The 26176-nt window shown below is 42.3% G+C and carries 22 protein-coding genes and 1 tRNA gene; 19 read left to right on the top strand and 4 right to left on the bottom strand.

The window, feature by feature from the left end:
- The first annotated feature begins 1 nt into the window (after window position 1).
- From V7S74_RS03875 to V7S74_RS03845, 7 genes are all read left to right on the top strand, one after another.
- Window positions 2-220 carry a hypothetical protein gene (locus V7S74_RS03875; RefSeq protein WP_406777447.1) on the top strand — a complete coding sequence of 73 codons (219 nt, stop codon included), beginning with the start codon at window positions 2-4 and terminating at the stop codon, window positions 218-220.
- Window positions 221-2497: a polyphosphate kinase 1 gene (gene ppk1 / locus V7S74_RS03870; RefSeq protein ID WP_406777446.1), complete on the top strand. Its 2277-nt coding sequence runs from the start codon at window positions 221-223 to the stop codon at window positions 2495-2497.
- A 24-nt stretch (window positions 2498-2521) separates the two neighbouring features.
- Window positions 2522-3760: a NupC/NupG family nucleoside CNT transporter gene (locus V7S74_RS03865; protein ID WP_406777445.1), complete on the top strand. Its 1239-nt coding sequence runs from the start codon at window positions 2522-2524 to the stop codon at window positions 3758-3760.
- A gap of 1 nt (window position 3761) precedes the next feature.
- The gene (gene dnaG, locus V7S74_RS03860; RefSeq protein WP_406777444.1) at window positions 3762-5714 is read left to right on the top strand and encodes a DNA primase; all 1953 of its coding nucleotides are present in this window, start codon (window positions 3762-3764) and stop codon (window positions 5712-5714) included.
- A gap of 17 nt (window positions 5715-5731) precedes the next feature.
- Window positions 5732-6250 (top strand): hypothetical protein, encoded by a 519-nt coding sequence (locus V7S74_RS03855; protein ID WP_406777443.1) that lies wholly within the window; start codon window positions 5732-5734, stop codon window positions 6248-6250.
- 70 nt (window positions 6251-6320) lie between these two features.
- Window positions 6321-7421, top strand: coding sequence for a porin family protein (locus V7S74_RS03850; protein WP_406777442.1), 1101 nt, complete (start codon window positions 6321-6323; stop codon window positions 7419-7421).
- 12 nt (window positions 7422-7433) lie between these two features.
- Window positions 7434-7859, top strand: a complete 426-nt coding sequence (locus V7S74_RS03845) for a hypothetical protein (protein ID WP_406777441.1) — start codon at window positions 7434-7436, stop codon at window positions 7857-7859.
- A gap of 51 nt (window positions 7860-7910) precedes the next feature.
- Here V7S74_RS03845 and V7S74_RS03840 read toward each other — a convergent pair whose 3' ends face one another.
- Genes V7S74_RS03840 through V7S74_RS03830 form a run of 3 tightly spaced genes read right to left on the bottom strand, consistent with a single transcriptional unit; the run spans window position 7911 to window position 11267 of the window.
- Window positions 7911-8963, bottom strand: a complete 1053-nt coding sequence (locus V7S74_RS03840; protein ID WP_223130266.1) for a sugar phosphate isomerase/epimerase family protein — start codon at window positions 8961-8963, stop codon at window positions 7911-7913.
- An 11-nt stretch (window positions 8964-8974) separates the two neighbouring features.
- Window positions 8975-10120 carry a Gfo/Idh/MocA family protein gene (locus V7S74_RS03835; RefSeq protein ID WP_406777440.1) on the bottom strand — a complete coding sequence of 382 codons (1146 nt, stop codon included), beginning with the start codon at window positions 10118-10120 and terminating at the stop codon, window positions 8975-8977.
- A 7-nt stretch (window positions 10121-10127) separates the two neighbouring features.
- The gene (locus V7S74_RS03830) at window positions 10128-11267 is read right to left on the bottom strand and encodes a Gfo/Idh/MocA family protein (protein WP_406777698.1); all 1140 of its coding nucleotides are present in this window, start codon (window positions 11265-11267) and stop codon (window positions 10128-10130) included.
- A 271-nt stretch (window positions 11268-11538) separates the two neighbouring features.
- Between V7S74_RS03830 and V7S74_RS03825 the strand changes: the two genes are divergently transcribed.
- The gene (locus V7S74_RS03825; protein ID WP_406777439.1) at window positions 11539-12747 is read left to right on the top strand and encodes an MFS transporter; all 1209 of its coding nucleotides are present in this window, start codon (window positions 11539-11541) and stop codon (window positions 12745-12747) included.
- Between the two features lie 47 nt (window positions 12748-12794).
- The gene (locus tag V7S74_RS03820; protein ID WP_406777438.1) at window positions 12795-13367 is read left to right on the top strand and encodes a peptidylprolyl isomerase; all 573 of its coding nucleotides are present in this window, start codon (window positions 12795-12797) and stop codon (window positions 13365-13367) included.
- Here V7S74_RS03820 and V7S74_RS03815 read toward each other — a convergent pair.
- Window positions 13330-14991 carry a sodium:solute symporter family protein gene (locus V7S74_RS03815; protein ID WP_406777437.1) on the bottom strand — a complete coding sequence of 554 codons (1662 nt, stop codon included), beginning with the start codon at window positions 14989-14991 and terminating at the stop codon, window positions 13330-13332. The two genes, V7S74_RS03820 and V7S74_RS03815, sit on opposite strands and share 38 nt — an antisense overlap.
- Window positions 14992-15176: 185 nt before the next feature.
- Here V7S74_RS03815 and V7S74_RS03810 point away from each other — a divergent pair.
- The 10 genes from V7S74_RS03810 to V7S74_RS03765 all read left to right on the top strand — a co-directional run bounded on the left by V7S74_RS03810 (window position 15177) and on the right by V7S74_RS03765 (window position 26176).
- Window positions 15177-15261, top strand: a tRNA-Leu gene (locus V7S74_RS03810).
- Window positions 15262-15330: 69 nt separating this feature from the next.
- A complete protein-coding gene (locus tag V7S74_RS03805; RefSeq protein WP_406777436.1) occupies window positions 15331-16671 on the top strand; it encodes a trigger factor in 1341 nt (446 codons plus the stop codon).
- Window positions 16672-16793: 122 nt separating this feature from the next.
- On the top strand, window positions 16794-17501 hold the full coding sequence (locus V7S74_RS03800; protein ID WP_130896144.1) for a ClpP family protease: 708 nt from the start codon (window positions 16794-16796) through the stop codon (window positions 17499-17501).
- A complete protein-coding gene (gene clpX / locus V7S74_RS03795; protein ID WP_406777435.1) occupies window positions 17501-18745 on the top strand; it encodes an ATP-dependent Clp protease ATP-binding subunit ClpX in 1245 nt (414 codons plus the stop codon). Before V7S74_RS03800 ends, clpX begins: the two co-directional genes overlap by 1 nt.
- Window positions 18746-18748: 3 nt before the next feature.
- Complete coding sequence (locus V7S74_RS03790; RefSeq protein WP_406777434.1) at window positions 18749-19135, top strand: hypothetical protein; 387 nt, start codon at window positions 18749-18751, stop codon at window positions 19133-19135.
- A 1-nt stretch (window position 19136) separates the two neighbouring features.
- Window positions 19137-19829 (top strand): alpha/beta fold hydrolase, encoded by a 693-nt coding sequence (locus V7S74_RS03785; RefSeq protein ID WP_406777433.1) that lies wholly within the window; start codon window positions 19137-19139, stop codon window positions 19827-19829.
- Window positions 19822-20508, top strand: a complete 687-nt coding sequence (gene cmk / locus V7S74_RS03780) for a (d)CMP kinase (RefSeq protein ID WP_406777432.1) — start codon at window positions 19822-19824, stop codon at window positions 20506-20508. Before V7S74_RS03785 ends, cmk begins: the two co-directional genes overlap by 8 nt.
- On the top strand, window positions 20495-21469 hold the full coding sequence (locus V7S74_RS03775) for an NAD(P)/FAD-dependent oxidoreductase (protein ID WP_406777431.1): 975 nt from the start codon (window positions 20495-20497) through the stop codon (window positions 21467-21469). The genes cmk and V7S74_RS03775 overlap by 14 nt, the downstream gene beginning before the upstream one ends.
- 33 nt (window positions 21470-21502) lie before the next feature.
- A complete protein-coding gene (locus tag V7S74_RS03770) occupies window positions 21503-24520 on the top strand; it encodes a BamA/TamA family outer membrane protein (protein WP_406777430.1) in 3018 nt (1005 codons plus the stop codon).
- The gene (locus tag V7S74_RS03765) at window positions 24521-26176 is read left to right on the top strand and encodes a CotH family protein (protein ID WP_406777429.1); all 1656 of its coding nucleotides are present in this window, start codon (window positions 24521-24523) and stop codon (window positions 26174-26176) included.

Here is a 26176-nt window from a genome sequence, read left to right as displayed (position 1 = left end):
AATGAATTTTGATTTTAAATCCTACCATTTGCGGGGTATTCACGCGGAGACGTTAGAAGAAAAGCAAAAGATCAATCAAGAATTGAAAGACTTTTACAATTCCTTAACAGAACAAGAAAAGCGCTTGTTTAACTTAGAACTTCAGAAATTCTTGGCCACAGAAATGGGGCGTTTGCGTTCTGATTACCAAGCGATAAAAAATCAAATACCCACTGAATAAATGAGTGAATTAGATAAAATACTGAAACACGAAGACTCAAAAGATTCCCTTACCGGGAATCTTTTGTCTTTACTTACGCCTACGAATTGGAAGATTAATCTGATGGCTCCTCGGGAGCCAAATCGCAAGGTGGACAAAACGACACAAAAGTCCAATGAAACCATCGCCAAGGCTAAGTTCATCTCACGAGATTTATCTTGGTTGAAATTTGATGAACGTGTTTTAGACCAGGCGAGGGATTCATCAAAATCCTTATTTGATCGCTTGAAGTTCTTAGCCATTACAGCCTCTAATTTGGATGAGTTTTTTACTATCCGGATGGGTTCCTTGTATAATTACATCGATTTAGGAAAAGAGCGGACGGATTATTGTGGCCTTCGGGAGGTTCCATTTAAACAAGCCATTATTGATCAAGCGCAGGAATTTACACAAGAAAAGCACCGTCTTTTCATGGAAGAGATTTTGCCCTTGTTTCCGGAGAATGGTCTTTTATTAGCTTGTTTGGATGATTTAGAGGAGGATGAAAAGGAAGAGGTAGCAACCTATTTTCAACGGACAATTTATCCGATGTTGACCCCGATGGTCTTTGATCATACGCATACATTTCCGAGTTTACTGGCGAAGACCTTGATTTTTGGGGTAGTGACGCTGGGGGTTTCGGACAAGAAGAAAACAAGAAATGAGAAAGAGCAGAAGATCTCTTTCGTTCAAATTCCATTGAATCTGAATCGTTTCTACGTGATCGAACGAGAGGAAAAGGTGCTCTTTGTGCCGATCGAAGAAATTATTCGCCATCACTTACAGATTTTGTACCGCAATGTGGAGATTGAATCAACGACTTTATTCCGAATTACGCGGAATGGAGATTTTGATTTAGTGGAACACGAAGATTCGGATACGGATTTCGTGGATGAGGTGAAGAAGAAGATTAAAGACCGTCGTTTGGGTCGAGTGACACGGGTAGAGGTGGAGAAATTCCATTCGGAATTCTTGTTAACAGAGATGTTAAAGCGTTGGAATTTAGAACGTTCAGATATTTTTGTCAAGAATTCGATTCTTGATTTTACGTCTTTTTGGCAAATATTAAAACACTCCGAATTTAAAACGCAATTAGCGGTTAGCCCAGCAGTGGTGCCTGCTTTAGGGCTTAAGTCGGTCGTGATTGATGATATTTTTGATACTATTAAACGGGGTGATATTTTACTACACCATCCATATAATAATTTCGAGCCGGTTATTCAATTGTTAGAACAGGCGGCAGAGGATCCGAAGGTATTAGCTATAAAGATTACCTTATACCGTATTTCGAAAAATTCACGAATTGCGAGTGCCTTATTGCGAGCTGCGGAACAAGGGAAACACGTTTCTGTCTTGTTTGAAGTGAAGGCGCGTTTCGATGAAGAAAACAATATTAAAGAAGCGACTCGTTTACAGAAAGCAGGTTGTTTTGTGATTTACGGTATTCCAGGTTTGAAAACGCACACAAAATTACTTCAGGTGATCAGAAATGAAGGGAATCATGTGGTGAGTTATGCCCATCTTTCTTCTGGAAATTACAATGAGGATACAGCAAAACTCTATACCGATATTGGTCTTTTAACGACAGATACGCGTATTACACAAGATATTTCAGAGTTCTTCAATGTAATTACAGGGCACTCGATGCCGACTCATTACGAGCATTTGATTACGGCTCCGCGTGATATGCGAAACCGTTTAATTGAAATGATTCAAAATGAGGTGAAGAATCACCAAGAAGGGAAACCTGCTGGTATTTGCTGGAAGATCAATTCCTTACAAGATTTAAAGACGATGGATGCGCTATATAAGGCTTCTCAAGCGGGCTTGCCAGTTTTATTGATCGTGCGCGGCATTTGCTGCTTACGTCCGCAGCGCAAGGGTTTATCAGAGAATATCTTCATTAAATCGATTGTAGGGGAGTATTTAGAGCATACCCGTTTGTATTATTTCCACAATGAGGGCGATGCGAAAATTTATGGAGGAAGTGCAGACGTAATGGTGCGAAGCTTTGATAGACGTATTGAGTCACTCTTTGAAATGGTGAACACGCGCGCTAAAAATTTGGCCATTACCATCTTGGATTGGAATTTACGGGATACCAAAAACTCCTATGAAATGCAGGAGGATGGTACATATTGGAAAATTGAAAGCGATGAGCCGTTTGATATCCACACGAAATTTTATGAAATCAAAGAAGAGGATTTGGTTGAGGGCTTAGCATTTGATAAATTTACAATTAGCCTTGAAAAAAAATAGGCGAATTACACCAACAACAGAATAATGGAAAGATTTACAGGGTTACTCGGTATTGTATTGATTTTAGGGGTAGCATTTTTAATGTCAAATAACCGTAAAGCAATTAATTACCGGACAGTAGGCGTAGGTCTTTTGTTACAAGTGTTGTTGGCCGTCTTTATCTTGAAGACTGAAGTAGGCCAAAACCTCTTCCAGTGGTTAGGTGATTCCATCAATACCTTGTTAGGTCAAGCGGACAAAGGGGCACAATTTGTGTTCGGTTCGTTAGTGAATCGTGATTTGATGATCAAGGCTTTTGGTCCAGGAAACGATTATATTTTCTTCTTTAAAGTAGTTCCTACGATCATTTTTGTGGCTGTTTTAGTGAATATGTTCTATCATTTAGGCATTCTTCAGCGTGTCGTTTCTTTCATGGGTAAAGGTGTACACTGGTTAATGGGCGTGAGTGGGGCAGAGGCTCTTTCGAATGTGGCATCTACTTTTGTAGGCCAAGTAGAGGCGCAAATCATGATCAAGCCTTATCTGAAAAATATGACGAATTCGGAGCTGATGGCTTCGATGACAGGTTCTTTCGCCTGCATCGCAGGTGGTGTTATGGCTGTTTATATCTCGCTAGGTGTTCCAGCGGCCTATTTATTAGCGGCTAGTTTAATGGCGGCGCCAGGTGCTTTAGTTATCTCTAAAATCATGTTCCCTGAAACGGAGAAGTCAGAAACCGAAGGCGAAGTGAAATTAGAATTGTCTAAAACGCATACGAATTTAGTAGATGCGATCGCGGCAGGTGCGAGTGAGGGATTGAAAGTAGGTTTAAATGTCATCGCGATGTTAATCGGTTTTATTGCCTTAATTGCTTTAGTTGACTTAGGTTTAGGCCATATCGGTGCTTGGGTGAATTATCCAGAACTATCGATGAATACGATTTTAGGCAAGTTATTCTCTGTATTTGCTTTCGCTATGGGTGTGCCTGCCCAAGATATTGAAGTGGCTGGTGCCTTAATGGGTAAGAAAATGGTCGTAAATGAATTTGTGGCATATCTTGATATGGTTCACTTGAAGGCGACTTTAGACCCTAAAACAATTGCCATTACAAGTTTTGCGCTTTGTGGTTTTGCTAATTTTTCTTCGGTAGCTATCCAAATCGGTGGTATCGGCGAATTAGCTCCTTCCCGTCGTTCAGACTTAGCTAAATTAGGATTTAAAGCCTTAATCGCGGGTACATTAGCTTCTTACTTATCTGCAACCCTAGCTGGTTTATTATTGTAATATGCGCATTGATCCCGAAACCGTCGAGCGAATAAAGCAAACGGCTGCGGTGGCAGACGTCATCGGGGATTATGTCACTATTAAGAAAAAGGGAGCGAACTATTGGGCTTGTTGTCCTTTTCACGGCGAGAAAACGCCTTCCTTCTCTATTTCACCTGCGAAGGGAATCTACAAATGTTTTGGTTGTGGTAAGGCCGGAGATTCTGTCCGCTTTGTTATGGATATGGAGGGGCTGGGATATGGCGAGGCTTTACGTCATTTGGCCAAAAAATACGGCATCGACATCCAAGAAGAGGAAATGACCGACGACCAGCTCGTTCGTCAAAACGAGCGCGAAAGTCTACTCATCATCCTCGAATACGCCAAAGAATTTTTCAAAAAGCAATTATACGATACAGACGAAGGCAAGTCTATCGCACTTCCTTATTTCAAGGAACGCGGTTTCTCCGATGCAACCTTACAATCCTTCGATTTAGGCTATAGCCCAGAAGCTTGGGATGCCTTCTTGAAATCGGCTTTAAAACAAGGGTTCTCGCAAGAAATCATTGAAAAGGCGGGTCTAGTCACACAGAAAAATGACGACGGAAAAGTCTATGACCGATTCCGTAATCGAGTAATTTTTCCGATTCACAATGTGTCGGGTAAGATCATCGCTTTTGGTGCGCGTATCCTGCGTAATGATGCAAAGAACCAAGCGAAATACCTCAACTCTCCTGAAACAGAAGTCTACCATAAGTCGGCCACTTTATATGGTATCTCCCAAGCGAAAAATGAGATTCGTTCGAAAGACGTTTGTTATTTAGTAGAAGGCTATACCGATGTAATTTCCCTGCACCAAGCAGGGATAAAAAATGTGGTAGCGTCATCAGGTACCTCATTGACTATCGAGCAAATCAAGTTGATCGGTCGATTCACTCAGCATGTTACTGTGTTGTATGATGGTGATTCTGCAGGTATCAAGGCCGCATTACGTGGAATGGATTTGATTCTTGAAGAAGGCTTACAAGTGAATTTAGTGGTGTTCCCTGAAGGGAATGACCCGGATTCCTTCGTTCGGAAAATCGGTTCTGAGGCCTTTGTTGATTATATTAAGAAAGAGGCGAAGGATGTCATCTCATTTCAAGCGAATCTTTTCAAGGAGGAAGCCGGAGACGATCCCTTCAAGAAAGCAGAGATGATTAAAGAAATGGTGCAATCCATTTCCAAAATACCTGATGCGATTCAGCGTAGCTTATTCATTCAAAAGACCGCCTCCATGATGCGGATGGATGAAGATGTCTTGCTGGCTGAATTAAATAAGATTCAGTTAAAGAAAATGAAAGGGGCTTCCAATGAGCCTCAACAAATCTCCGCGCAGCAATATGCGGAGGTAAGAGACCTGATCGAACCTGTTCAGGGTGATCAGACGGTTGAAGTACAAAATCTAGCCTATTACCAAGAATTAGAATGTGTGCGTTTGATGATCAATTATGGTCATTTGGAAATTAATCCAACACAAGCGCCAGGCTTAACGGTGGTTCATTATTTAATAGATGAATTGGAGGGAACCGTTTTTCAAACGCCGCTTTTTATTCGCATTTTGGACCTTTGCAAGCAAGAATTTGCGGCTCAGCGTGCACCTAAGCCTGATTTCTTTCTACATCATGCAGATGAGGAAATCCAATCTTTCTCGATTAATATCTCGTCTGATAAGCATTCTGTGTCTTCCGAATGGAAGGATAAGCATGAAATTCGCGTGAACACGGATGAGGAGATGCTGGAGGATTTGGCCTATAAAAATGTGTTACGTCTCCGTAAAGTATATAATGATCAGCATTTACAGGAAGTACTTTCTAAATTGGATTCCTTGCAAGCGGACTCTCCGGAGATGGATGGCGTCTTGCTAGAATTCCTCCGTTTGAAAGAAATTCAAAAAAATATTTCCCAAGAATTAGGCACAGTTATTGAAAAATAGCCTATTTTTACTCTATAATGAAGAAAATACTTGCCATAATGCTATTCTCTGTGCTGCTTTACCAAGCAGGCGGTTTCGCGTTGCAGTATCTTTCGGATGGGAATACGGTAGCCATCGATCCGGAAACGGAAGAAACGGTTGTCGTTAAAATCCCGATCAATTTGCCTTATCAAACAGATTGGGTATCTGCTGAAGAAGTAGATGGATCTGTTCGCCAAGGAGATGAATTCTATGAGATGAAGTCGCGTAAGGTGGAAAATGACACCTTAGTAACGGTCATGGTGAAAGACCGGAACGCGCGCGAAAATTTCTTTGATTTAGCCGAGCAGGTAAACGAGCATCTAACAGATGAGCCTGGTTCTACTCCAGCTAAAACTAAATTAATTAACACCTTAGTGAAAGAATATTGTGCTCAGTCAACTGGCTGGGTATTCTATATTTTAGATTGGCCTGCTGCTAAAGAGGCAATCAGTCATCCAATTTTACCCACTCAAGACTTCTCGTCTGCATTTTTCTCGCCGCCACGGCAAGCTTAATTTTTCTACTCTTTATTTTCTAGGACAGGAATGTCTCAGAACATCGTGTATTATTTAAAAAATTAAGCAAATGAAAAATATTTTATTAGCACTCCTATGTGTAGGAGTAGGTATGTCTAGTTCTTTCGGTCAAGGTTGTGTAGCGGTTCGACATATGAGCTGCTCTGTGGGTACAGGTTCAAGCACGAACTCGATGATGCACCCAGGTCAATGGCAAGTTTCTGTGGGTTTTAGAAACCTTCACTCGTATAAGCACTTTGTGGGTGCAGATTACCAACCTGCACGTGAGGCTGCGGGTACCAATGTAATTAATGATCAGCAAGCCTTCGATCTTGGGGTTACTTATTCTGTAACGGATCGTTTATCTGTGGCCTTTAATTTACCTTTTAGTTTCAATTACCGTACTTCTTTGTATGAGCATTATGGAAATGCATTAGCAGGGAACCCAGCTCAAAAGCGTTTTGGGACGATGGCAAATGGAATTGGAGATGCGCGTTTGACGGCTTCTTATTGGTTATTAGATCCTTTGAAGCATATGAAAGGAAATTTATCAGTGGGCTTGGGTGTGAAATTACCTACGGGTGATTATAAGGCTATGGATAAATTTCACCGAAGAGCATCTGATGGTTCTGATTACACCATTGAAAAACCGGTAGATCAATCGATTCAATTAGGTGATGGTGGAGTAGGAATTAACGTGGAGATTCAAGGTTATCAGCAATTGTTTAGTCGTACATCTTTATACTACAATGGATTCTATATGTCCAATCCGAAAAATGTCAATAGCGCTGCCAACGTAGCGCCTGATAAAGTGGTTACGGACGAAATGGTGCGCTTTATGTCAGTAGCGGATCAATATGCGGGGCGTGTCGGCTTGAATTATGCTCTAGCGCCCAAAGCAGGAATCGGTGCTACACTGGGGGCTCGAATTGAGGGAATTCCAGCCTATGATTTGATAGGAGGTTCTGATGGATTCCGTCGTCCAGGTTATGTTTTCTCTATTGAACCAGGTATAAGTTATTCTACAGCAAAGAATACCTTATTCGTTTCTTTACCCATTGCAACGCAGCGGAACCGCATCAAAAGTGCAAGTGATTGGGCGAATAATAAACATGGAGATGCGGCTTTTGCTGACTACATTATTACAGCCACAGTTACCCATCGTTTTTAATTTACTAGTAAGGTGGTAACTATCAGCAAAACACGCTTGCATGCCTTAGAGACGGCTGCTTGGATGAATCGAGCGATGATCGCATTGGTTTATATTTGGTTTGGGCTTTTGAAAGTGCTAGGTACTTCTCCTGCAGAGGGATTGGTGACTAAGCTTTTCAATCTAACGTTAGAGCCTTATATGGGAATTCAAACGTTTCTAGTGATGTTAGGAATAGGGGAGTGTGTTGTTGGTTTTTTATGGTTGTTCCCGCGCTTGACAAAAGTGGCTTTTTGGGTGATGATTGCGCATATGTTTACAACATTTTTGCCAGTCATTTTCTTGCCAAACGAAACGTGGCAATCCTTTTTAACCCTGACTTTGACAGGACAATACATTATTAAGAATGTGGTCTTGTTATCTGCCTCTTGGTTTATCTATGTGTTAACGAAGGAATAAAAAAAGCCCCTGTAAATTCAGGGGCTTTTTTATTGAATAATGAGGTAAGTCTTAAAGACCTAAAATCTTCTTATTGAACTCTTCATCCGCTCCGGTTCCAGCAAAATCATCGAATACCTTCTCGGTTGCTTTGATGATGTGGCTCGCGATGAACGGCGCACCCTCTGTTGCTCCCTGAACTGGATCTTTGATACAGCATTCCCATTCTAAAACAGCCCATCCGTCGTATCCGTATTGGGTTAATTTAGAGAAGATGCTTTTGAAATCCACTTGTCCGTCGCCTAATGAGCGGAAACGGCCGGCGCGGTTGATCCAAGATTGGTAGCCACCATAAACGCCTTGCTTTCCTGTTGGATTGAATTCGGCGTCTTTTACGTGGAACATTTTGATGCGCTCGTGGTAGAAGTCAATGTATTGTTTGTAGTCCAAAGCCTGTAACACAAAGTGCGATGGATCATACAATAGATTCGCGCGCTTGTGACCTTTTACCTCGTCTAAGAACATCTCAAACGTCACGCCATCGTGTAAATCTTCACCAGGGTGAATCTCGTAGCATAAATCTACGCCACATTCATCGAAGGTATTTAAAATCGGTAACCAACGGCGTCCTAATTCTTTGAATCCTTGCTCGACTAATCCAGCTGGACGTTGTGGCCAAGGATAAACCGTGTGCCACATTAAAGCGCCGGAGAAAGTGGCGTGCGCGTTTAGGCCTAAGTTTTGAGAGGCTTTAGCTGCGTATTTTAATTGTTGGATCGCCCATTCAGTACGTGCCTTTGGATTTCCTTTTACGGAATCTGGGGCAAAAGCATCGAATCCTAGGTCATAAGCCGGGTTAACCGCGACTAATTGACCCTGAAGGTGCGTAGATAATTCGGTGATTTGTAAGCCTTTGGCAGCTAACATCCCTACGATCTCATCGCAATACGTCTTTGATTCTGCGGCTTTCTGTAGGTCGATGCAACGTGAATCCCAAGAAGGAATCTGCACACCTTTGTAACCTAAAGAAGCTACCCACGTGGTGATGCTGTCTAAGGAATTAAATGGGGCTTCGTCGCCCATAAATTGTGCCAAAAATATCGCTGGCCCTTGTATCGTTTTCATATAATAGAGGTTTAGATTTTAACCCATTGTTGAGAACGTGTTGAATCTAAAATGCGCTCGCAAATTAGTAATTCACGGTATCCGTCTGCAAAAGTGGGGTATTTCGGGTTTTCAGGTTGCTTGCCAGCTTCAACGGCTGCGTACACTTCCTTGAATAATTGCTTCGATGTATCAGAGAAACCTTCGTTGTGACCTCCTGGGAAAGTCATTAACGCCGTTGCTTCTGGGTAAGCCAAAGATGGATCGCGCATCAACACTTGGTTCGCTTGATCACGGTTACCAATCCACATCTCGTTAGGGGACTCAGAGTTAAAGGCAAAAGTCTTGTTCGAACCAGAGATCTCTAATTTCAATTGGTTCTTGCGACCTGCTGAAACTTGTGATACAGTCACACAACCACGGTTTCCATTGTCAAAACGCAATAAAACGTTCGCGTGGTCTTCCGTGTTAATGTGTACATCCGCATAATCTTCAGGTTGCAACATTTTGCCTGAATACGTTTCTACTGGCTTCAAAGGCTTCTTACGCACCTTGTGAACCGTGTTGAAATCAGCCATCACTTCGACTGTTTTCAAACCTGTGATGTATTCGATAACGTCTAATAAGTGAGATCCGATATCGGCGATAGCGCGGGAATCACCTGATTTGTCCGGCTCTAAACGCCAGTTATAATCCGTATTGTAGAATAACCAATCTTGTAAGTAGCTACCGATGATGGAATAGATTTCTCCTAAATCACCTTTCTCGCGCATCGTCTTCATTTGACGTACTAAAGGGTAGTAGCGTAAGTTAAAGTGAACCGCATTCACTAAACCTGTTTTAGCCGCTAATTCGACTAATTCTTCTGCTTCGTGTAGGTCTTTTGCCAAAGGCTTTTCACACACCACGTGCTTCCCAGCTAGCAAAGCAGCTTTCGACTGCGAGTAGTGTAAGAAGTTAGGCGTACAGATGTGTACACACTGAATATCGTCTTGCTTTAATAATTCTTCAAAGGTATACCAGCGGCCAATGCCTAATTGCTTCGCTTTCGCTTCAGCTAGTTCGATGGTCACTTCGCAAAGCGCAGCTACATCAATATTAGGTAAACGGCGTAATGCCTCGATATGAGCGGGTCCGATAAAACCGGTTCCTACGATTCCAACTTTGATTTTAGTCATGGTTATATTATAGTTCAAATTTTGTCCACTTGTTTGTATTGTCTTGGGCAGATCTCACCACATTTTCGATGAAGGCCATACCCATGATTCCTTCGTCAATGCCTGGGAAATCATAAATCGGATCTTGCGCTTTGCCTTCCCATCTTGCCCTTAGGGCAAAAGCAAAGTTGCGGTAGATATTCGCAAAAGTCTCCACATAACCTTCTGGGTGACCTGCTGGCTGACGCGTATGCGCATTTGCTGCCGGAGATAGCTTGCCTACGGCCGTACGAATAATCCGCGCTCCTTCGTCGCGCGTCCTAAACACCATCGTATTCGGCTCCATCTGATGCCAAGTAATACCTGCCTTGCTTCCATAGATACGGAAGTTGAAGTCATTTTCCTCACCGTTGCAGATTTGGGAACAATGTAAAATACCTTTGGCCCCATTATCATAATGGATTAAGATATTGCCATCATCATCTAGCATACGACCTTCCACGAAGATGGTTAAATCTGCGCAAAGCTCTTTAATATGTAATCCAGTGATGTATTCGATTAAATTCTCGCAGTGCGTACCGATATCTCCGATCGCACCAGCCGCTCCGCAACGCGCTGGATCCGTTCTCCAAGCTGCTTGTTTTTGGCCCGTTGCTTCCACTAAGTCAATTAACCAACCTTGTGGATATTCTACGATGATCTTGCGAATCTCTCCTAATTTACCTGAGTCTATTAGGTGTTTCGCCTCTTTTACCATCGGATAGGCCGTGTAATTATGAGTTAAAGCAAAAATCAGCCCCGATTTCTCGATGATTTTCTTTAATTCTTTTGCTTCCGCTAAATTCAAAGTCGCTGGCTTATCGCAAACGACATGGAATCCATTCTCCAGTGCCATTTTTGCGGCAGGGAAGTGCACGTGATTAGGGGTAACGATGGAAACGAAATCCATGCGTTCTCCTTCAGGCAATTCTTTTTCCTTTAAAATCATCTCCTCGTACGAACCGTAAACGCGGTTTTCTGGGAGATATAAGGCATTACCTGTAGCTTTTGATTTTTCAGCGCTAGAACTAAATGCGCCGCAAACTAATTCGATTTCTCCGTCTAATTGGGAACCGCGACGGTGTACTGCACCGATGAAGGCCTCTTGGCTTCCACCGATCATTCCCATTCTGATTTTCCTACTTTGGCGTGATTTTGCCTGTGTAGCAGAACCTCCTTGAATCATAATTTTTATAGATTTAGATATGTTACAAAAATAGAGCAAAATTTGGTTTTCTAGCCTCTAAATCCCTCTTTTTTTGACATAATTGTAAAAATAAATGCCCATTGATAGCATTATCCCAAAAACTTTTTGTTTTTTTGTTACGATTTTTCCAATGAAGAATTTAATTTTTTAAAGAATAACCAATCTAAACTTAGTAACTAAACCTCAAACAATTATGAATCAAACGGTTAATGCCAATCGATTATTTTTGGCGTCATGTTTTGCCCTCATCACCACTTCAATGGCCTTCGGTATCCGGGCCGGTGTTTTAACTCAATTAGGTGTTAGTTTCCAATTGGATAACGAGCAATTAGGTTACGTTAACCAAATGGCCTTCTTAGGTTTCCCTATCGCCATGATCATCGGTGGACCTTTGTACAATGTATTAGGACCTAAAAAAATTATCTGGGTAGCTTTCTTTACGCACGTAATTGGTCTTGTGATGACGATTTTCTCAGGTGGTTTTTGGACTTTATTATTATCTACTTTCTTCGTTGGATTCGGTAATGGTACGGTAGAAGCGGCTTGTAACCCGATGATTTCGGATATGTTCGAAGGTAAGGACAAGACTAAAATGTTAAACCGTTTCCACATGTGGTTCCCTGGTGGTATCGTAATCGCTACGTTATTATCTCAATTTATGACAGATAACAACATGGGATGGCAATTGCAAATCGCTGCGATTTTAGTTCCTGCAGTTATTTATGCGTATTTATTCTATGGTCAAGTATTCCCAGAAGCGAAAGTGGAAGGTGGTGCTTCGACAGGGGAGAACTTCAAAGCGATGTTATCTCCATTATACTTATTTATGCTTGCTTGTATGGCTTTAACTGCCATTTCTGAGTTCGGCCCTGAGCAATGGATTGGACCAATTATGGGTCAAGCGGGTGCTAGTCCAATGATTATCTTAGCGATCGTAACTGGTTTAATGGCGGTAGGTCGTTATTTCGCTGGTCCGATTGTACACAAATTAGATGCAGGTGGCGTGTTATTAGTTTCGGCTATCTTAACAACGGTAGGTGTTTACTTGATGGCTGGTGCGACTGGAAATATGGTCTACATTTCTGCGATTATCTTCGCATTAGGTGTATGCTATTTCTGGCCAACAATGATCGGATATGTAGCTGAAAACATTCCTTTAACAGGTGCTTTTGGTCTTTCTATCATGGGTGGTATGGGTATGTTTGCTACTTCAATCTTCCAACCTATCATCGGTTCTTGGTTAGATGCTAACACGGCGGAAGCGGCTAAAACCTTAACAGGAGATGCAGTAGCTTTAGCGGCTGGTCAAGCGACGATGGCACAAATGGTGTTATTCCCAGCGATCTTAATCGTGGCATTTGCGGGTCTTTATTTCTTCGGAAAGAAAGCGAAGCTCGCTTAGTATAGAATTTTAATTAATTTAGGGGGCTCGAAAGGCCCCCTTTTTTTATGCGTTACCTTTTATTTCTACCCTTTTTGTTTCTTTCCTGTAAGCCAAATTGGCGACTCGATCCTACGCGTGTAAAGGAGGAATTGCAGGCGAAGGCAGCAGAAAATACCGAGCGCCACATCAAAGTGGAAACTCGTTTGGGGGATTTTGAACTTGAATTAGACGATCGCACCCCTTTGCATTCGGTGAACTTTATTCGCCTGGTAAAGATGGGTTATTTTAAAGATCGCTACTTCTATCGAAATGTCTATGAGATTGGGATTCAAGGCGGAGGAGAGTATTTTGATCGTTTGAATTATTTAGTGCCGGCGGAGTACCGTGAAGAGTTAAGGCCAGTTCGTGGAAGCATCGCTATGGCCCGTTATGACGAAGGTAATCCCTTGCAATCTTCTTCACCTACCGAGTTTTTCATCGTGACCGATACGGAACAAGCAGCCCGGTTTTATCGTAAATACGTGGTTTTTGGCAAAGTGACGAAAGGGATGGCGGTCGTCGATTCCATCAAAAAAGAACGTTCATTTGATGAGAAACCTGTTATTCCGGTGAAGTTTTCGATGTCTGTTTTGGACTAGAAATAAGGCTTAATAAAAAGGCGATCGCCATCACAAGCAAACAGCCTAAGACGTTAAGCCAAAGAAAGGCCATCCATTCCACCTTCCAAGCATAAATCACAAAGGCTTCTGCAATCAATGCCGCCACGAAAACTTGTGTCCCTGTGGTTTTAGGCAAATAAAATGCACATAAGAAAATACCTAGGATAGTCCCGTAGAACCAAGACCCCAAAATATTCACTACCTCAATTAAGCTGCCCATATTTACAGCAAACTGAGCCACCACTAAACATATGATTCCCCATCCCAGCGTAATCAGCTTCGAGATCCACCAATAATGCTGATTGCTTCTTTCTGGGGCAATGAAGCGTTCATAAATATCGACCATCGAAGTGGAAGTCAAAGACCCAAAAGCCGAGGCCATCGAGCCCATCGACGATAACAAGATCATCGCGATCAAGAAGCCAATAAATCCAATGGGTAGATTATCGATAATGTAGCGGAGGAAGATGTAATTCGTATCCTGCGCGTCGTTGTTTGGCTGTGCCGTTTTCAATAATTCGACGGCCTTTTCTTGGTTTTCGCCCGCCTTCGCATTCAGTTCATGTAGACGATCATAATTCTTTTGTAAGATGGCCTCTTTTTTAGCCGTAAAAATATCCGCTTTCTCTTTTTCAATGGCCTCGTGTCCAGGCACAGAGCGATACACCACTTCGGTGTTCTTATTGAAGAAGGTGGGAGGGGCGTTGAATTGGTAATAGGTAAAGACTAGGATGCCGACTAGAAGAATGAAGAATTGCATCGGAATCTTTAGAAATCCATTCATTAATAGGCCTTTCTTAATTTCAGAGGCAGAAACTCCAGAAAGGTAGCGGCCCACTTGACTTTGGTCTGTTCCGAAATAAGACAGCTGCAAAAAGAATCCACCGATGATTCCAGACCAGATATTATAGCGATTATTCAAATCAAATTTCCAGTCGATGAGATTCACTTTGCCCATTTTACCTGCGATTTGAAGGGATTCTTTCACGCCTATTTCTGCTGGTAATTGTGACACGACGTAAAAACCGACGAAAACCATCCCGGTTAAAACGACGGCCATCTGTAACATTTGGGTATAAGAAATGGCCTTAGATCCACCTAGCATACAATACGTAGTGACAATGGCAGCGGTCAGCGCATTCGTTCCGGCTAAATCCCAGCCTAGCAAGGTGGATAAAATGATTGAAGGTGCCGCAATGGTCACTCCAGTAGACAAGGCACGTGGTATTAAAAATAAGAGGGAGGTGAGTACGCGGGTTTTGGCATCAAAACGATTCTCTAAAAACTCGTAGGCGGTATATACTTTTAAAGAGAAATAATGCGGAATGAAGGTCATCGAAAGAACAATCATCGCGATAGGTAGACCCAGGTAAAACTGCACAAAACGCATTCCATCGTGGTAGGCTTGGCCTGGAACCGATAAAAAAGTGATCGCAGAGGCCTGGGTGGCCATCACAGATAATAATATGTGGTACCAAGGTAATTCGCGGTCGGCTAACAGAAATCCCTGCAACGAGTGCTTAGTTTGATTTCCTTTCCAGCTTCCATAGGCCACAATTCCACCAATAGTCACCAATAAAACGATCCAATCGAGTGCTTGCATGACTACTTAAAGGTTTCTGTTAAAAAAATGAATGTGGCAATTACTCCGATGAGGAATGCCATTAATGCGACGTACCAGCGACTGAATTTCATAGGAGGTTTATTTTTGCCAAAGTTAATCCAATATTTATATTTAAAAGCTTTTGAATTTTTAAAATTGCTGACTACCTTTGCACTCCAATTTACGCGGGTGTGGTGGAATTGGTAGACATACCAGACTTAGGATCTGGCGCCGCGAGGCATGGGGGTTCGAGTCCCTTCACCCGTACCAATGGCAAGCCCTCAACACCAAAAAGGTTTTGAGGGTTTTATTTTAAAAGCTAATTATAAATAATCACAAATGAACATTTCACTTAACAAGGCAGGAGATTTAGAAGGTCGTTTGACCGTGGCAGTTTCACCAGCAGACTATGCGGACAAAGTAGAGGCTAAATTGAAAGATTATCGCAAAAAAGCTTCCATCAAAGGATTCCGTCCAGGAATGCTCCCAGCTGCGCTTGTGAAGAAATTATATGGTCAATCTGCTTTAGTAGACGAGATCAACCACTTGTTAGGACATGCGGTTTCTGATTATATCAAAGAAAACAAATTGAACTTAGTAGGAGAGCCTTTGCCAGCTGTTGAAGAGGCAGATGCGATCGACTGGGAAAAAGATACGGAATTTACCTTCCACTATGATGTAGGTTTCCACGGAGATTTTACGGTGGATTTGGCCAAAATCAAAACAATCAACTCTTACGAAATCAAAGCTGACAAGAAGGAAATCGAAGAAACGATTGAGAACTTGAAGAAGCAATTTGGCGATCAAACTCACCCAGATTCAGTAGAAGACCGTGATTTAGTATTCGGTACTTTCACGCAAGGGGAGTGGGTAGAGAAATCAGCTATCCCCATGCACGCGATCAACGATAAGTCGAAGAAAGTGTTCATCGGAGCGAAGAAAGACGATACCTTGAAATTTGCGATCGATAAAGTATTCGTAGATGCAAAGGCTTTAGCTTTAGCAACTGGAAAGAAAGAAGACGAAATAGCTGATTTGAAAGGAGAGGTTTCATTCGTAGTGGAAGATATTACACGTCAAGTTCCATCGGAATTAAACGTAGCGTTTTTTGACAAAGTGTTAGGTGCTGGCAAAGCGACAGATGAGAAATCATTCCGTGAGCAGGTTGAAACGATTGTAACAGAAAACTACAAGCGTGAGGCGGAATACTTATTACGTATTGATGCGGAAAAAGCAATTTTAGAGCAAGTGAAAATTGATTTACCAGAGGCATTCTTACGCACTTGGTTAATCCGTATCAACGAAGGTAAATTTACACCAGAGCAAATTGATCAAGACTTTGATAATGTGAAGAAAGACATTCGTTGGAACTTGATCAAGAACGAAATCGCTGAGAAATTCGACGTGAAAGTAGAATATCCAGAGGTAGTGGAGAAGGCGAAAGATATGGTACGTGCACAGTTTGGTGGTTATTTATCATCTAATGAGCCAGGTATTGAAGAAATGATCGAGAAAATCGCGATGGGTTACTTGAGCGATAAATCGAAGTCAGATAACTTCATGAACTTATACAATCAAGCCTTTGCTGATAAAGTTTCAGCGGCGATTGTGGCAAACGTTCCTCACAAAGTGACGAAAATCGACGTAGACAAGTTTAAAGAAATCGCTGCGGCACTTTAATTTTAAATTGTCCTGATATTTTTGAAAGCCCCGCAAATTGCGGGGTTTTCTGTGAACAAAGGTTTGTATATTTGTGTTCTACCTATTAAAAGCAGAAATTTGATTCTTAAACATTGAAATCTATGTATCCAAAGGAGTTATCATCAGAAGAATTTCGCAAGTATGCGGTTCACCACAGAGGTTTGAACGGTCTTGCAGTTGATCAATATATGAATAACATCGGTAGTCGCCCGATGCACCAAATCGAAGATATGACGCAATACATCATTGAAGAACGCCCCATGCGTTTCGCTCAAATCGATGTTTTCTCTCGTTTAATCATGGATCGCATCATCTTTATGGGTGTTCCGGTAGATGATTATATGGCAAATATCATTGTGGCTCAATTATTATTCATGGAGTCTACGGATGCAAAGAAAGACATCGTGATGTATATCAATAGCCCAGGTGGATCTGTTTACGCTGGTTTAGGTATCTACGATACGATGAATTATATCCGTCCAGAAGTGGCTACGGTTTGTACTTCGCTTGCTGCTTCGATGGGAGCGGTTTTATTAGCTGGTGGTGCAGCTGGTAAGCGTTCTGCCTTAGAGCACGCGCGTGTGATGATTCACCAACCTTCTGGTGGTGCGCAAGGTCAGTCACGTGACATCGAAATCACCGCACGTGAAATCGTGAAGATTCGCCAAGAATTATATGAAATCCTAGCGAAGCACTCGGGGAAATCGTTCGAAGATATCGAGCGCGATTCAGATCGTGACTATTGGATGAAAGCGGCTGAGGCGAAAGAATATGGTTTAATTGACGAGATTTTAACAAGAACTGTCTAGTGGCTAGTAAAAAAACAAGTTGTTCCTTCTGCGGTCGTCCTAAAAACGAGGTAGGTTTATTGCTTTCTGGCATCGATGGCCACATTTGCAATAACTGCTTGCAACAAGGATATGAGGTGGTGAAAGAGGAGATGGGTGTAGCGGCTCAAGCGAAAGCGGGCACGAAACACTCGTTTGAATTAGTGAAGCCAAAGGATTTGAAAGAATATTTAGATGGCTATATCATCGGACAGGAAGAAGCTAAAAAGCATCTTTCTGTGGCGGTTTATAACCACTACAAGCGTTTAATGCAAGCTCCTTCGAATGACGATGTCAAGATCGAGAAGTCGAATATCCTGATGGTAGGTGAGACGGGGACGGGTAAAACCTATTTAGCTCGTACGCTTGCCCAAAAATTACAAGTCCCTTTCTGTATCGCCGATGCCACTGTTATTACGGAGGCAGGTTATGTGGGTGAGGACGTGGAAACGATTCTAACTCGTTTACTTCAAGCGGCGAATTATGACGTGGAGAAGGCCGAATGTGGTATCGTTTTCATTGATGAAATTGATAAAATTGCCCGCAAATCAGATAACCCATCCATCACACGTGATGTGTCTGGAGAAGGAGTACAACAGGCTTTATTGAAATTACTAGAAGGTTCGATTGTGAACGTACCACCGCAGGGAGGTCGCAAGCACCCGGATCAAAAGATGATTGCCGTGAACACGGAGAACATCTTGTTCATCTGTGGTGGTGCCTTTGATGGCATCGATCGCCACATTGCAAAGCGCTTGAATTCGCGTCCGATTGGATTCTCAGGCGATGATACCTTCCACGAGTCATTCGAGAAGGACCAAATCATGAAGTATGTGACGGCGCAGGACTTGAAGTCTTTTGGCTTGATTCCTGAACTATTAGGTCGTCTTCCTGTCGTGACTTATTTGAATCCATTAGATACGACGGCTTTGTTGTCTATCTTAACGGAGCCAAAGAACGCGTTAGTGAAGCAATACGAGAAGCTTTTCGAGATGGAAGGTGTTTCATTGACTTTCCAACACGATGCTTTAGTCTACATGGTGGAACAAGCCATGCAATATAAATTAGGTGCGCGTGGGTTACGCTCTATTATGGAAGCGGTGATGACTGACGCGATGTACGAAATTCCATCCCAAACTGAGTTAAAGAAATTCGAGGTGGATTTGAATTATGCAAAATCAAAGTTCGAAAGAACGGTATTTCATCAAATGAAAGTAGTCGCTTAACCTATGAAAAAATTCATTTTATTTTTATTGATGGGCTTACCAGCCTTTGCTGGAGAAGAAAACAATAAACCAACTGCCTTGCAGATGGCGCCGGTTGAACAGGTCGCGCCTTCTACTGCACCGGTTGTTGCTCCAGCGGTGGAAACGCATGTTGCCCCTAAGGTTGCTCCCGAAATGAAAGCTCGGAAAGAGCAGGTTTCTCCTAGCACTGAGGTGAAAGCAGTTAAAAAAGCGGTGGAGCCAAGAGGATGGCATCCGAAAGTAAAAATAGGTTTTACCCTGCTTGCTTTGGGTGTGATTTTGGTGGTGTTAGGCTTAGGTTTTGTCGGCGGTTTATCTGCCTTTATTGGCCTATTATTTACGATTGCAGGCTTATTGCACACCTATTAAGATGCTTGAAACCCAGCTTGTTTTATTGCATGGTTTTGGGGAAGATGAACGTATTTGGGCGGATTTCTCTCCTTATTTAGGGGAGAATTTCATCCTTCACGCGCCATCTTATGCCGCTTGGACGGATTGTGCTACGCTCTCAGATTACGCAAAGAAAATACAATCTTCCTTGCCTACTGATCTTACCTTTTGTGTGGTAGGTCACTCGATGGGAGGGTACATCGCCTTGGAATTAGCGTCTTTATTCCCTGAGCAGGTAAAAAAAGTGGTGATGTTGCATTCTACTTTTTTACCAGATACCGAAGAAAAGAAAGTCAATCGGGATAGAACGGCAGAACTATTGGCTAAAAAAGGAACTGCCTTTTTTATAGGTCCCTTTCTCCCTAATTTGTTTGCTTCTTCCTCTAGTGAGCAGATTGCTATCTTGGCAGATCGGTATAGAACCTTGCCTGTGGAAGGGTTAATTGCGGCGACAAAAGCGATGCGAGACCGAAAAGATTTCACGGACTTTGTTCAAGCTACTTCGATACCCTTTTTATTTATTTTGGGAGCTGAGGATGCCCTAATCTCTCCTGAATCCATTACTCGTTTTATTCAAAAATCCGTCGTAATTTTGCCCAATGTAGGCCATCAAGGTACCTACGAAGCGCCTGAAGCAGTTGCTGAGGCGATTAATCAATTTGTGAATGTCTGATATTATCATTGCCCTTGATGGCTTTTCTTCTTGTGGAAAAAGTACGACAGCCCGCCACGTAGCGGCTTCTTTGCACTATGCCTTTTTGGATACGGGTGCCATGTACCGAGCAGTAGCCCTGTATTTTCACCGCCAAAACGTCGATGTATCAAATCTTCAAGCCGTAAAAGACGCACTTTCGCATGTAGAGATTACCTTTCAGTTTAATCCTTCAAAACAAGCATCAGATACCTTGTTGAATGGGGAGAATGTAGAGGCGGAGATTCGTAAAATGTATATTTCAGATTTAGTGAGCCAGATAGCGGCTATCCCTGAAGTAAGACATGCGATGGTGGCTCAACAACAGCGAATGGGCGAAAAGAAGGGGATTGTGATGGATGGCCGTGACATTGGAACGGTTGTTTTCCCAAACGCCGAATTAAAGATATTCATGACAGCCGAGCCGCATATTCGGGCCCAGCGACGCAAATTAGAACTACTGCAAAAAGGAGAAGATTTACCTTTGGAAGAAATCGTTGAAAACCTGCGCAAAAGGGATGAGATTGATTCAAACCGAAGTGAAGGGCCTTTGAAGCGGGCTGCCGATGCGATCGATTTAGATACCTCTTATCGTACGATGGACGAGCAAGTTGAGTTTGTTTTAGATCACGTTCGACGCGTGCAAGGTGAAAAACGCTAGTCCATTTATCATCGTAGGCCAGGGTTTAGCTGGCACCATTTTAGCCCATCATTTCTTGGAGGCCGGGATTCCCTTTGTGATTTACGATTCCCCGGAGACTCATTTTACCTCATCAAAGGCCGCTGGTGGCATTTTTAATCCGGTAACAGGTAGAAAATTAGAAAAGACCTGGCTTGCAGAAGACTTATTTCCCTATTTAGTTGATTTTTATTCTCGCTTAGAGGCAACTCTAGGGGCTTCCTTTTTTTACCCCATGCCTCTTTTTCGTCCCTTTGCGAATGTGGAGATGAAGACCTGGTTAATGGATCGAAAGGAGACGATTGACCATGCTTTTTTGCGTTGGGAAGCGGAGGGAGTTTGGGTGGAACAGGCCGGTTGGGTGGACGTAGTGAAGCTATTGCAGGTCTCTCGTCTTTATTTCATCGAAAAGGGTCTATTGAAAACAGAAACCTATACAGGCCATGAAGCGATTTTTTGTGAGGGATTTCATAGTCAAAAAAATCCCTTGTGGGCAAGTTTGCCTTTCTTGCCGGCTAAAGGGGAGTTGATGGAAATTCAATCAGACGAACCCTCGGAGGACTATATTTTAAACAAAAATGGCTTTATCCTGCCTTTGGGTGGAAAGCAATTCAAGGTTGGAGCTACCTATAGTTGGAAGGAATTCACGAATGAAATTACCTCAGAATCCCGAGAAGCCCTAGAGGATAAATTGAAAGGAATGGGTGTGGAGGCTTATGCATTTATTTCCCAAAAAACTGGTGTTCGTCCCGCGACCCAGGATCGACGTCCGTTTGTCGGTTTTCGACCAGATGGGAAAGCGGGTATTTTTAACGGATTTGGCTCAAAAGGAGTGTCATTGAGTCCTTTTTTTGCTAAACAATGGACGCAAGAAATTCTCGGAAAAGCAGAGGTAAATTCTGAAGCATCAATTCGTCGATTTTATCATTTATTTTCCGTTTAAATCAGTAAATTTGGTTTTAAAGTCTTTGGCCAAATGCGTAGTGTAAAATTCTTTTTCGCCGTTCTACTGCTTCTGTCTTTCAGCTATAATCAGCTTAAAGCGCAGAATTCGCAATGGATAGAAGAGAATCACCGCATTCAATACCAGAAATTTGCCTGGAAATATGTGGCAAGTTCGAATTACGAGGTCTATTACTTGGATAAGGACGAGCCATTAGCTAAGTCCACGCTCACCTATTTAGAAGCGGATTTTGTTCGAATTACGGAACTGATTTCTTATTCTCCGGTACAAAAAGTCAAAATTTTTATCTACCCTAACCACGAATCGTGGTTACAAAGTAACAGTGGAATATCGCTGAGTGATGCGAAAGAAGTGGACAGTGAAAACCTCTCTAAATTCCGTCTAGAAATCCCCTTTAAGGATAATTTATACTCGTTTAAGCAGGAATTGACGAAACAAGTGGTGCGTGTCTACTTGCATGACCTGCTCTATGGCGGAAGTGTAAAGGATGTATTACAAAATTCGTTATTGTTAAACTTATCTGATTGGTACGTTTTAGGGATGGCCGCCTATATTGCTACAGGGGATTCACCAGAAATGCGCCGTTTTACCTACCAAATCATCAGTGAAAATAAGATACGAAAACTGCCATTAGCGAAAGGTAAGGAAGCGGAGCTACTAGGGCAATCGATTTGGTCCTATATCGCAAGCACGTATGGGAAACAAGCCATTGGTAATATTTTGAATTTGACTCGGATTATACGGAGTGAGCAGTCAAGTGTAGCTAGTACGATTAGGAAGCCCTTCACTAAGTTTTTAAAGGAATGGTTTGACTATTATTTAAACGATGCGAAGCAGCTGGAAGTAAATTCACAAAAAGTATTCTCTACGGATGATTTCGCGGGTACGCCTGCCGGAATTCAATCACATCGGATGAGCCCAGATGGATTGCACGAGGTGTGGGTAAGTGATGAATCCGGACGTTTCAGTGTTCATTTACATACGCTTGCTTCGAAAAAGTCACAGGTAATTTTGCAGTCTGGCTTGAAAGAGGTCAATCGTTTGTCTTCAGGCAAAGGACCATTATTGTCTTGGAGCGGTAAAAATCAGTTACATGTTTTGTTTTCAGATCAAGGATTCACGTGGTTAAAAACGTTCCAAGTTGACAAAAATGGCCGCAGCACGGGTGATCAAAAAAAGAAGATCGCGAATCTGTCGTATTTATCCATGGAGATGAATGCGAATGGAACGAAGATGTTGGTGCGTGTTTTGGAAAAAGGTCAAGTGGATGTGGGGATGTATGATGTAAAGCGCAACCGCCTAAATCTGATAACGAAAGATGCTTTTGATGAAACGGAAGCTCGTTTATTGCCAGATAACCGCATTTTGTATGTAAGCGATCGGTACATTGATTCCTTGCCTGCGCCTGCTGCACCGTTCTCTTCTATTTTTGTCTATAATCCAGAAGAGCCTGAGAATCCGATACGCCTATTTTCTACCTCGGGAAAAGTGTCTAATTTTCAGTTTCGCTCGGATTCAATTGCCTATTTTTTACATTCCCAAAGTCAAGGAAACCGACTCATCCGATTTAATCTAGCGGATACCTCCTTCCAGCAAATGGCTTTACGTTCTGTAGCTTGGGATCAATTTGAAATTTCCCCTACGGGAATCTCGAGTAAGGAGAATACCATATTGACAGACAAAATCGCGCGTTATTCTTGGTCGAGTATTGACGAACTAACGAATTCAGCCTGGATACCTACCATCCTAGATCCAGTGGTGCAAGCGAGTCTGGAAACGCCTGCTATTGAAACTACAGATGTGGCTAAAAAACAAAGACGTGCTCGACTCGAGAGACAGCAAAGTATTCGATTGAAAAGAGAGCCAGGGAAGTTGATAGGGCCCTATGATTATGAAAGTTCTTTTGTGATGAATAGTTCAGAGGGGCTATTCAAATCAGATCCCATTCGAGGATTAGGCTATGCTTATGAGTTGAAGGCAAACGATTTACTCGAAAACCACCTATTCAAGGCAGGGGTATTTTTAGCGGCGAATCTGCGTAATACAGATCTTTGGGGTGAATACAATTACCTAGCGAATAAGCTAGATTGGACATTCCGCTATGATCGGAAAGTGCTGGGTCAAGACACGGAATCAGAAATTCAAAAAATACGTTATAATCGATTTGCGCTGAGTGCCAGTTATCCCTTCAGCTTACTCAGTAGATTGACTATGACGGGAATGTACCGAACAAATCGGTTGTTTAGTCAATACACTTTGTCCAGTCCTGAGGATTATATCGGTTACGCCGGTGCGCAAGTAAATTATGTCTACGATCATACGATACCGGCAGGAGAGAATCTAAGGACTGGTTTACGATTCAGTGTCAGTGCTGAGGCAAATACGGCAGTTGAGAAGTCGGGGGAATTTATTCGCTTGGTTTTGGACACCCGCTACTACAAAAAAATATCCAATTCATTTTATGTGGCGACGCGGTTTTCTGCCTCGCACCAAGTGGGCTCTTCCGCTCCAGCTTCTATGTTAGGCGGGGTGGATAATTGGTTGTTTAATAAAGCAGAAACTAGAACGCAGGAAACTCCTTTGGGGACTCAGGGATTAGCGAATCGGGATATTTTCATGAGTGAATTTATCGCCCCATTGCGTGGATTCTCCTATAATAAATTGAGTGGCAACAGTCATTTATTGTTAAACGTCGAATTGAGAATGCCTGTTAAGTCCTTAATGTCTGTTGAGTCTTCTTCTTTTTTGAATTCCCTACAATTGGTCGGATTTACGGATGTAGGAACCGCCTGGACGGGCTCCAGTCCTTTTGAAAAATCAAATGGATTCAATACCAATGTGTATGGCGGGAATACGAACCCCTTCCAAGCGACCGTGACAGATTTTCGTAATCCTTTTTTAATGGGCTACGGAATGGGGGCACGTGCGAATGTGTTTGGGTACTTTGTGAAGTTTGATTATGCGTTTGGTCTAGAAAATAAGGAAGTGAAATCTCCAGTGACCTATTTAACTCTGGGATACGACTTTTAAATGAAAAAATGCCTATTCTTTTTTTGGCTGCTGTTGCCTGCTCTTTTAGTAGGCCAAAGTCTCAGCGTCTCTAACCTGCCCATTCTTCGCATCAACACAAATTCAAGGGTTATTCAGGATGAACCTAAGATTCCAGTGGTGATGGAAATTTTTGATAAAGGGGTTGGGCAATTAAATCAAGTTTCTTCGACGCCTACCCTTACTACGATTGCCGGAATTGAGTTTAGGGGTTCGACTTCTCAAGCTGATTTTATTTTCCTACCTGGTTATGTTAAAAAGCCATATGGATTTGAAATTTGGACAGATACATCGGGTGTGAATGCTAAAAAAATGTCCCTAGTTCAGATGCCGGAGGAGACGGATTGGGTGTTAAATGCTTCCTATAATGACCGCTCTTTTATGCGTGATTTCTTAGCGCAAATGATCGCAGGGCGTCTTGGTGTATTAAATAGCAAAACGAAATTCGTTGAATTAATTATTAATGACGAATACCGGGGGGTGTACATCCTAATGGAGAAAATTAAGCAGGGTAAAAACCGGGTGCCCATCTCTGATCTTTATCCGACAGAAAATTCGGGAGATGATGTGACAGGAGGGTATTTATTGAAGATTGATAAAACGAGTGGTTCGCCATCTACCTCTTGGAAAAGTAATTACACTTCTGGTATTACCGCTACTCAGAAGTGTGAGTTTCAGATTGAATACCCTAAATACGGGATTATCACCCAGCAGCAATTGATTTACATTCGGGATTACATCAATACCTGGGAACGTAAACTCATGACTGAGGACATGAATGACCCCAAAGCAAGTTTTAGAGATATGATGGACATGCCCTCCTTCGTGAATTTTTTCATCTTGAATGAAGTTACACGTAACGTGGATGGCTTTCGCTTAAGTACGTATTTGTATAAAGACAAAGAATCTTTAGGGGGTAAAATCAAAATGGGGCCTGCTTGGGATTTTAATATTGCTTTTGGAAACGCTGATTACTTAAATGGTTGGATGACGAATGGCTTTGTGTACAAGGCGATGGAGAATGATGGGGGTAAAAATGATTATTGGCAAGTACCTTTTTGGTGGAATAAATTGATTCAAGATGCTAGTTTTAGAAAAGCGCTGGCGACGCGTTGGAAAGAAGTGAGATCCTCTTTTCTAAACACAAATACCTTAAATTCGACGATCGATTCAGCTCAGGTGGTTCTAAAAGAACCCTTAACTCGAAATTTCCAAAAATACCAATTGATGGGCCGTAAAATCTGGCCTAATTATTATGTAGGATCAAGTTTGACGGATGAGGTGAATTGGTTGAAAAACTGGATTCAAGGACGATTGACTTGGTTAGATGCCCAAATGGCTCTTTTTGATAGTCCCATCCTGGGCAATGAACAGGTTGAATTGCCTTCTCTGGTGTATCCTAATCCGTCCAAAGGACTTTTTACTTGGCGATTTACTCTTTCCAAATCAGCCGAAGTCAATTACCAGGTACTTGATCTGCAAGGACGTGTGTTAATTAGCTCAAAAAGCCTTAATTTTGGGGCAGGGGAGCAGATTTATACCTTAGATTTCTCCAACCTACCTGCCGGATCTTATCTGTTTCAATGGAATGCAACAGAAGGATCAAGTCAAAAATTAAGGTTAACCATTTCGAATTAA

Origin of the sequence: Aquirufa novilacunae, from assembly GCF_045310505.1 — a bacterium.
Taxonomy (GTDB): Bacteria; Bacteroidota; Bacteroidia; order Cytophagales; family Spirosomataceae; genus Aquirufa; species Aquirufa novilacunae.
The sequence above is the reverse complement of the archived record's forward strand: the minus strand, read 5'-3'. Positions and strand labels throughout refer to the sequence as shown.

Coding starts and splice junctions, on each gene's coding strand:
- V7S74_RS03765 (WP_406777429.1), top strand. CDS start 24,521: ATGAAAAAATGCCTATTCTTTTTTTGGCTGCTGTTGCCTGCTCTTTTA.
- V7S74_RS03800 (WP_130896144.1), top strand. CDS start 16,794: ATGTATCCAAAGGAGTTATCATCAGAAGAATTTCGCAAGTATGCGGTT.
- ppk1 (WP_406777446.1), top strand. CDS start 221: ATGAGTGAATTAGATAAAATACTGAAACACGAAGACTCAAAAGATTCC.
- V7S74_RS03785 (WP_406777433.1), top strand. CDS start 19,137: ATGCTTGAAACCCAGCTTGTTTTATTGCATGGTTTTGGGGAAGATGAA.
- V7S74_RS03855 (WP_406777443.1), top strand. CDS start 5,732: ATGAAGAAAATACTTGCCATAATGCTATTCTCTGTGCTGCTTTACCAA.
- V7S74_RS03875 (WP_406777447.1), top strand. CDS start 2: ATGAATTTTGATTTTAAATCCTACCATTTGCGGGGTATTCACGCGGAG.
- V7S74_RS03820 (WP_406777438.1), top strand. CDS start 12,795: ATGCGTTACCTTTTATTTCTACCCTTTTTGTTTCTTTCCTGTAAGCCA.
- V7S74_RS03835 (WP_406777440.1), bottom strand. CDS start 10,120: ATGACTAAAATCAAAGTTGGAATCGTAGGAACCGGTTTTATCGGACCC.
- V7S74_RS03790 (WP_406777434.1), top strand. CDS start 18,749: ATGAAAAAATTCATTTTATTTTTATTGATGGGCTTACCAGCCTTTGCT.
- V7S74_RS03815 (WP_406777437.1), bottom strand. CDS start 14,991: ATGCAAGCACTCGATTGGATCGTTTTATTGGTGACTATTGGTGGAATT.
- V7S74_RS03770 (WP_406777430.1), top strand. CDS start 21,503: ATGCGTAGTGTAAAATTCTTTTTCGCCGTTCTACTGCTTCTGTCTTTC.
- V7S74_RS03850 (WP_406777442.1), top strand. CDS start 6,321: ATGAAAAATATTTTATTAGCACTCCTATGTGTAGGAGTAGGTATGTCT.
- V7S74_RS03805 (WP_406777436.1), top strand. CDS start 15,331: ATGAACATTTCACTTAACAAGGCAGGAGATTTAGAAGGTCGTTTGACC.
- V7S74_RS03830 (WP_406777698.1), bottom strand. CDS start 11,267: ATGGGAATGATCGGTGGAAGCCAAGAGGCCTTCATCGGTGCAGTACAC.
- V7S74_RS03865 (WP_406777445.1), top strand. CDS start 2,522: ATGGAAAGATTTACAGGGTTACTCGGTATTGTATTGATTTTAGGGGTA.
- V7S74_RS03840 (WP_223130266.1), bottom strand. CDS start 8,963: ATGAAAACGATACAAGGGCCAGCGATATTTTTGGCACAATTTATGGGC.
- cmk (WP_406777432.1), top strand. CDS start 19,822: ATGTCTGATATTATCATTGCCCTTGATGGCTTTTCTTCTTGTGGAAAA.
- dnaG (WP_406777444.1), top strand. CDS start 3,762: ATGCGCATTGATCCCGAAACCGTCGAGCGAATAAAGCAAACGGCTGCG.
- V7S74_RS03825 (WP_406777439.1), top strand. CDS start 11,539: ATGAATCAAACGGTTAATGCCAATCGATTATTTTTGGCGTCATGTTTT.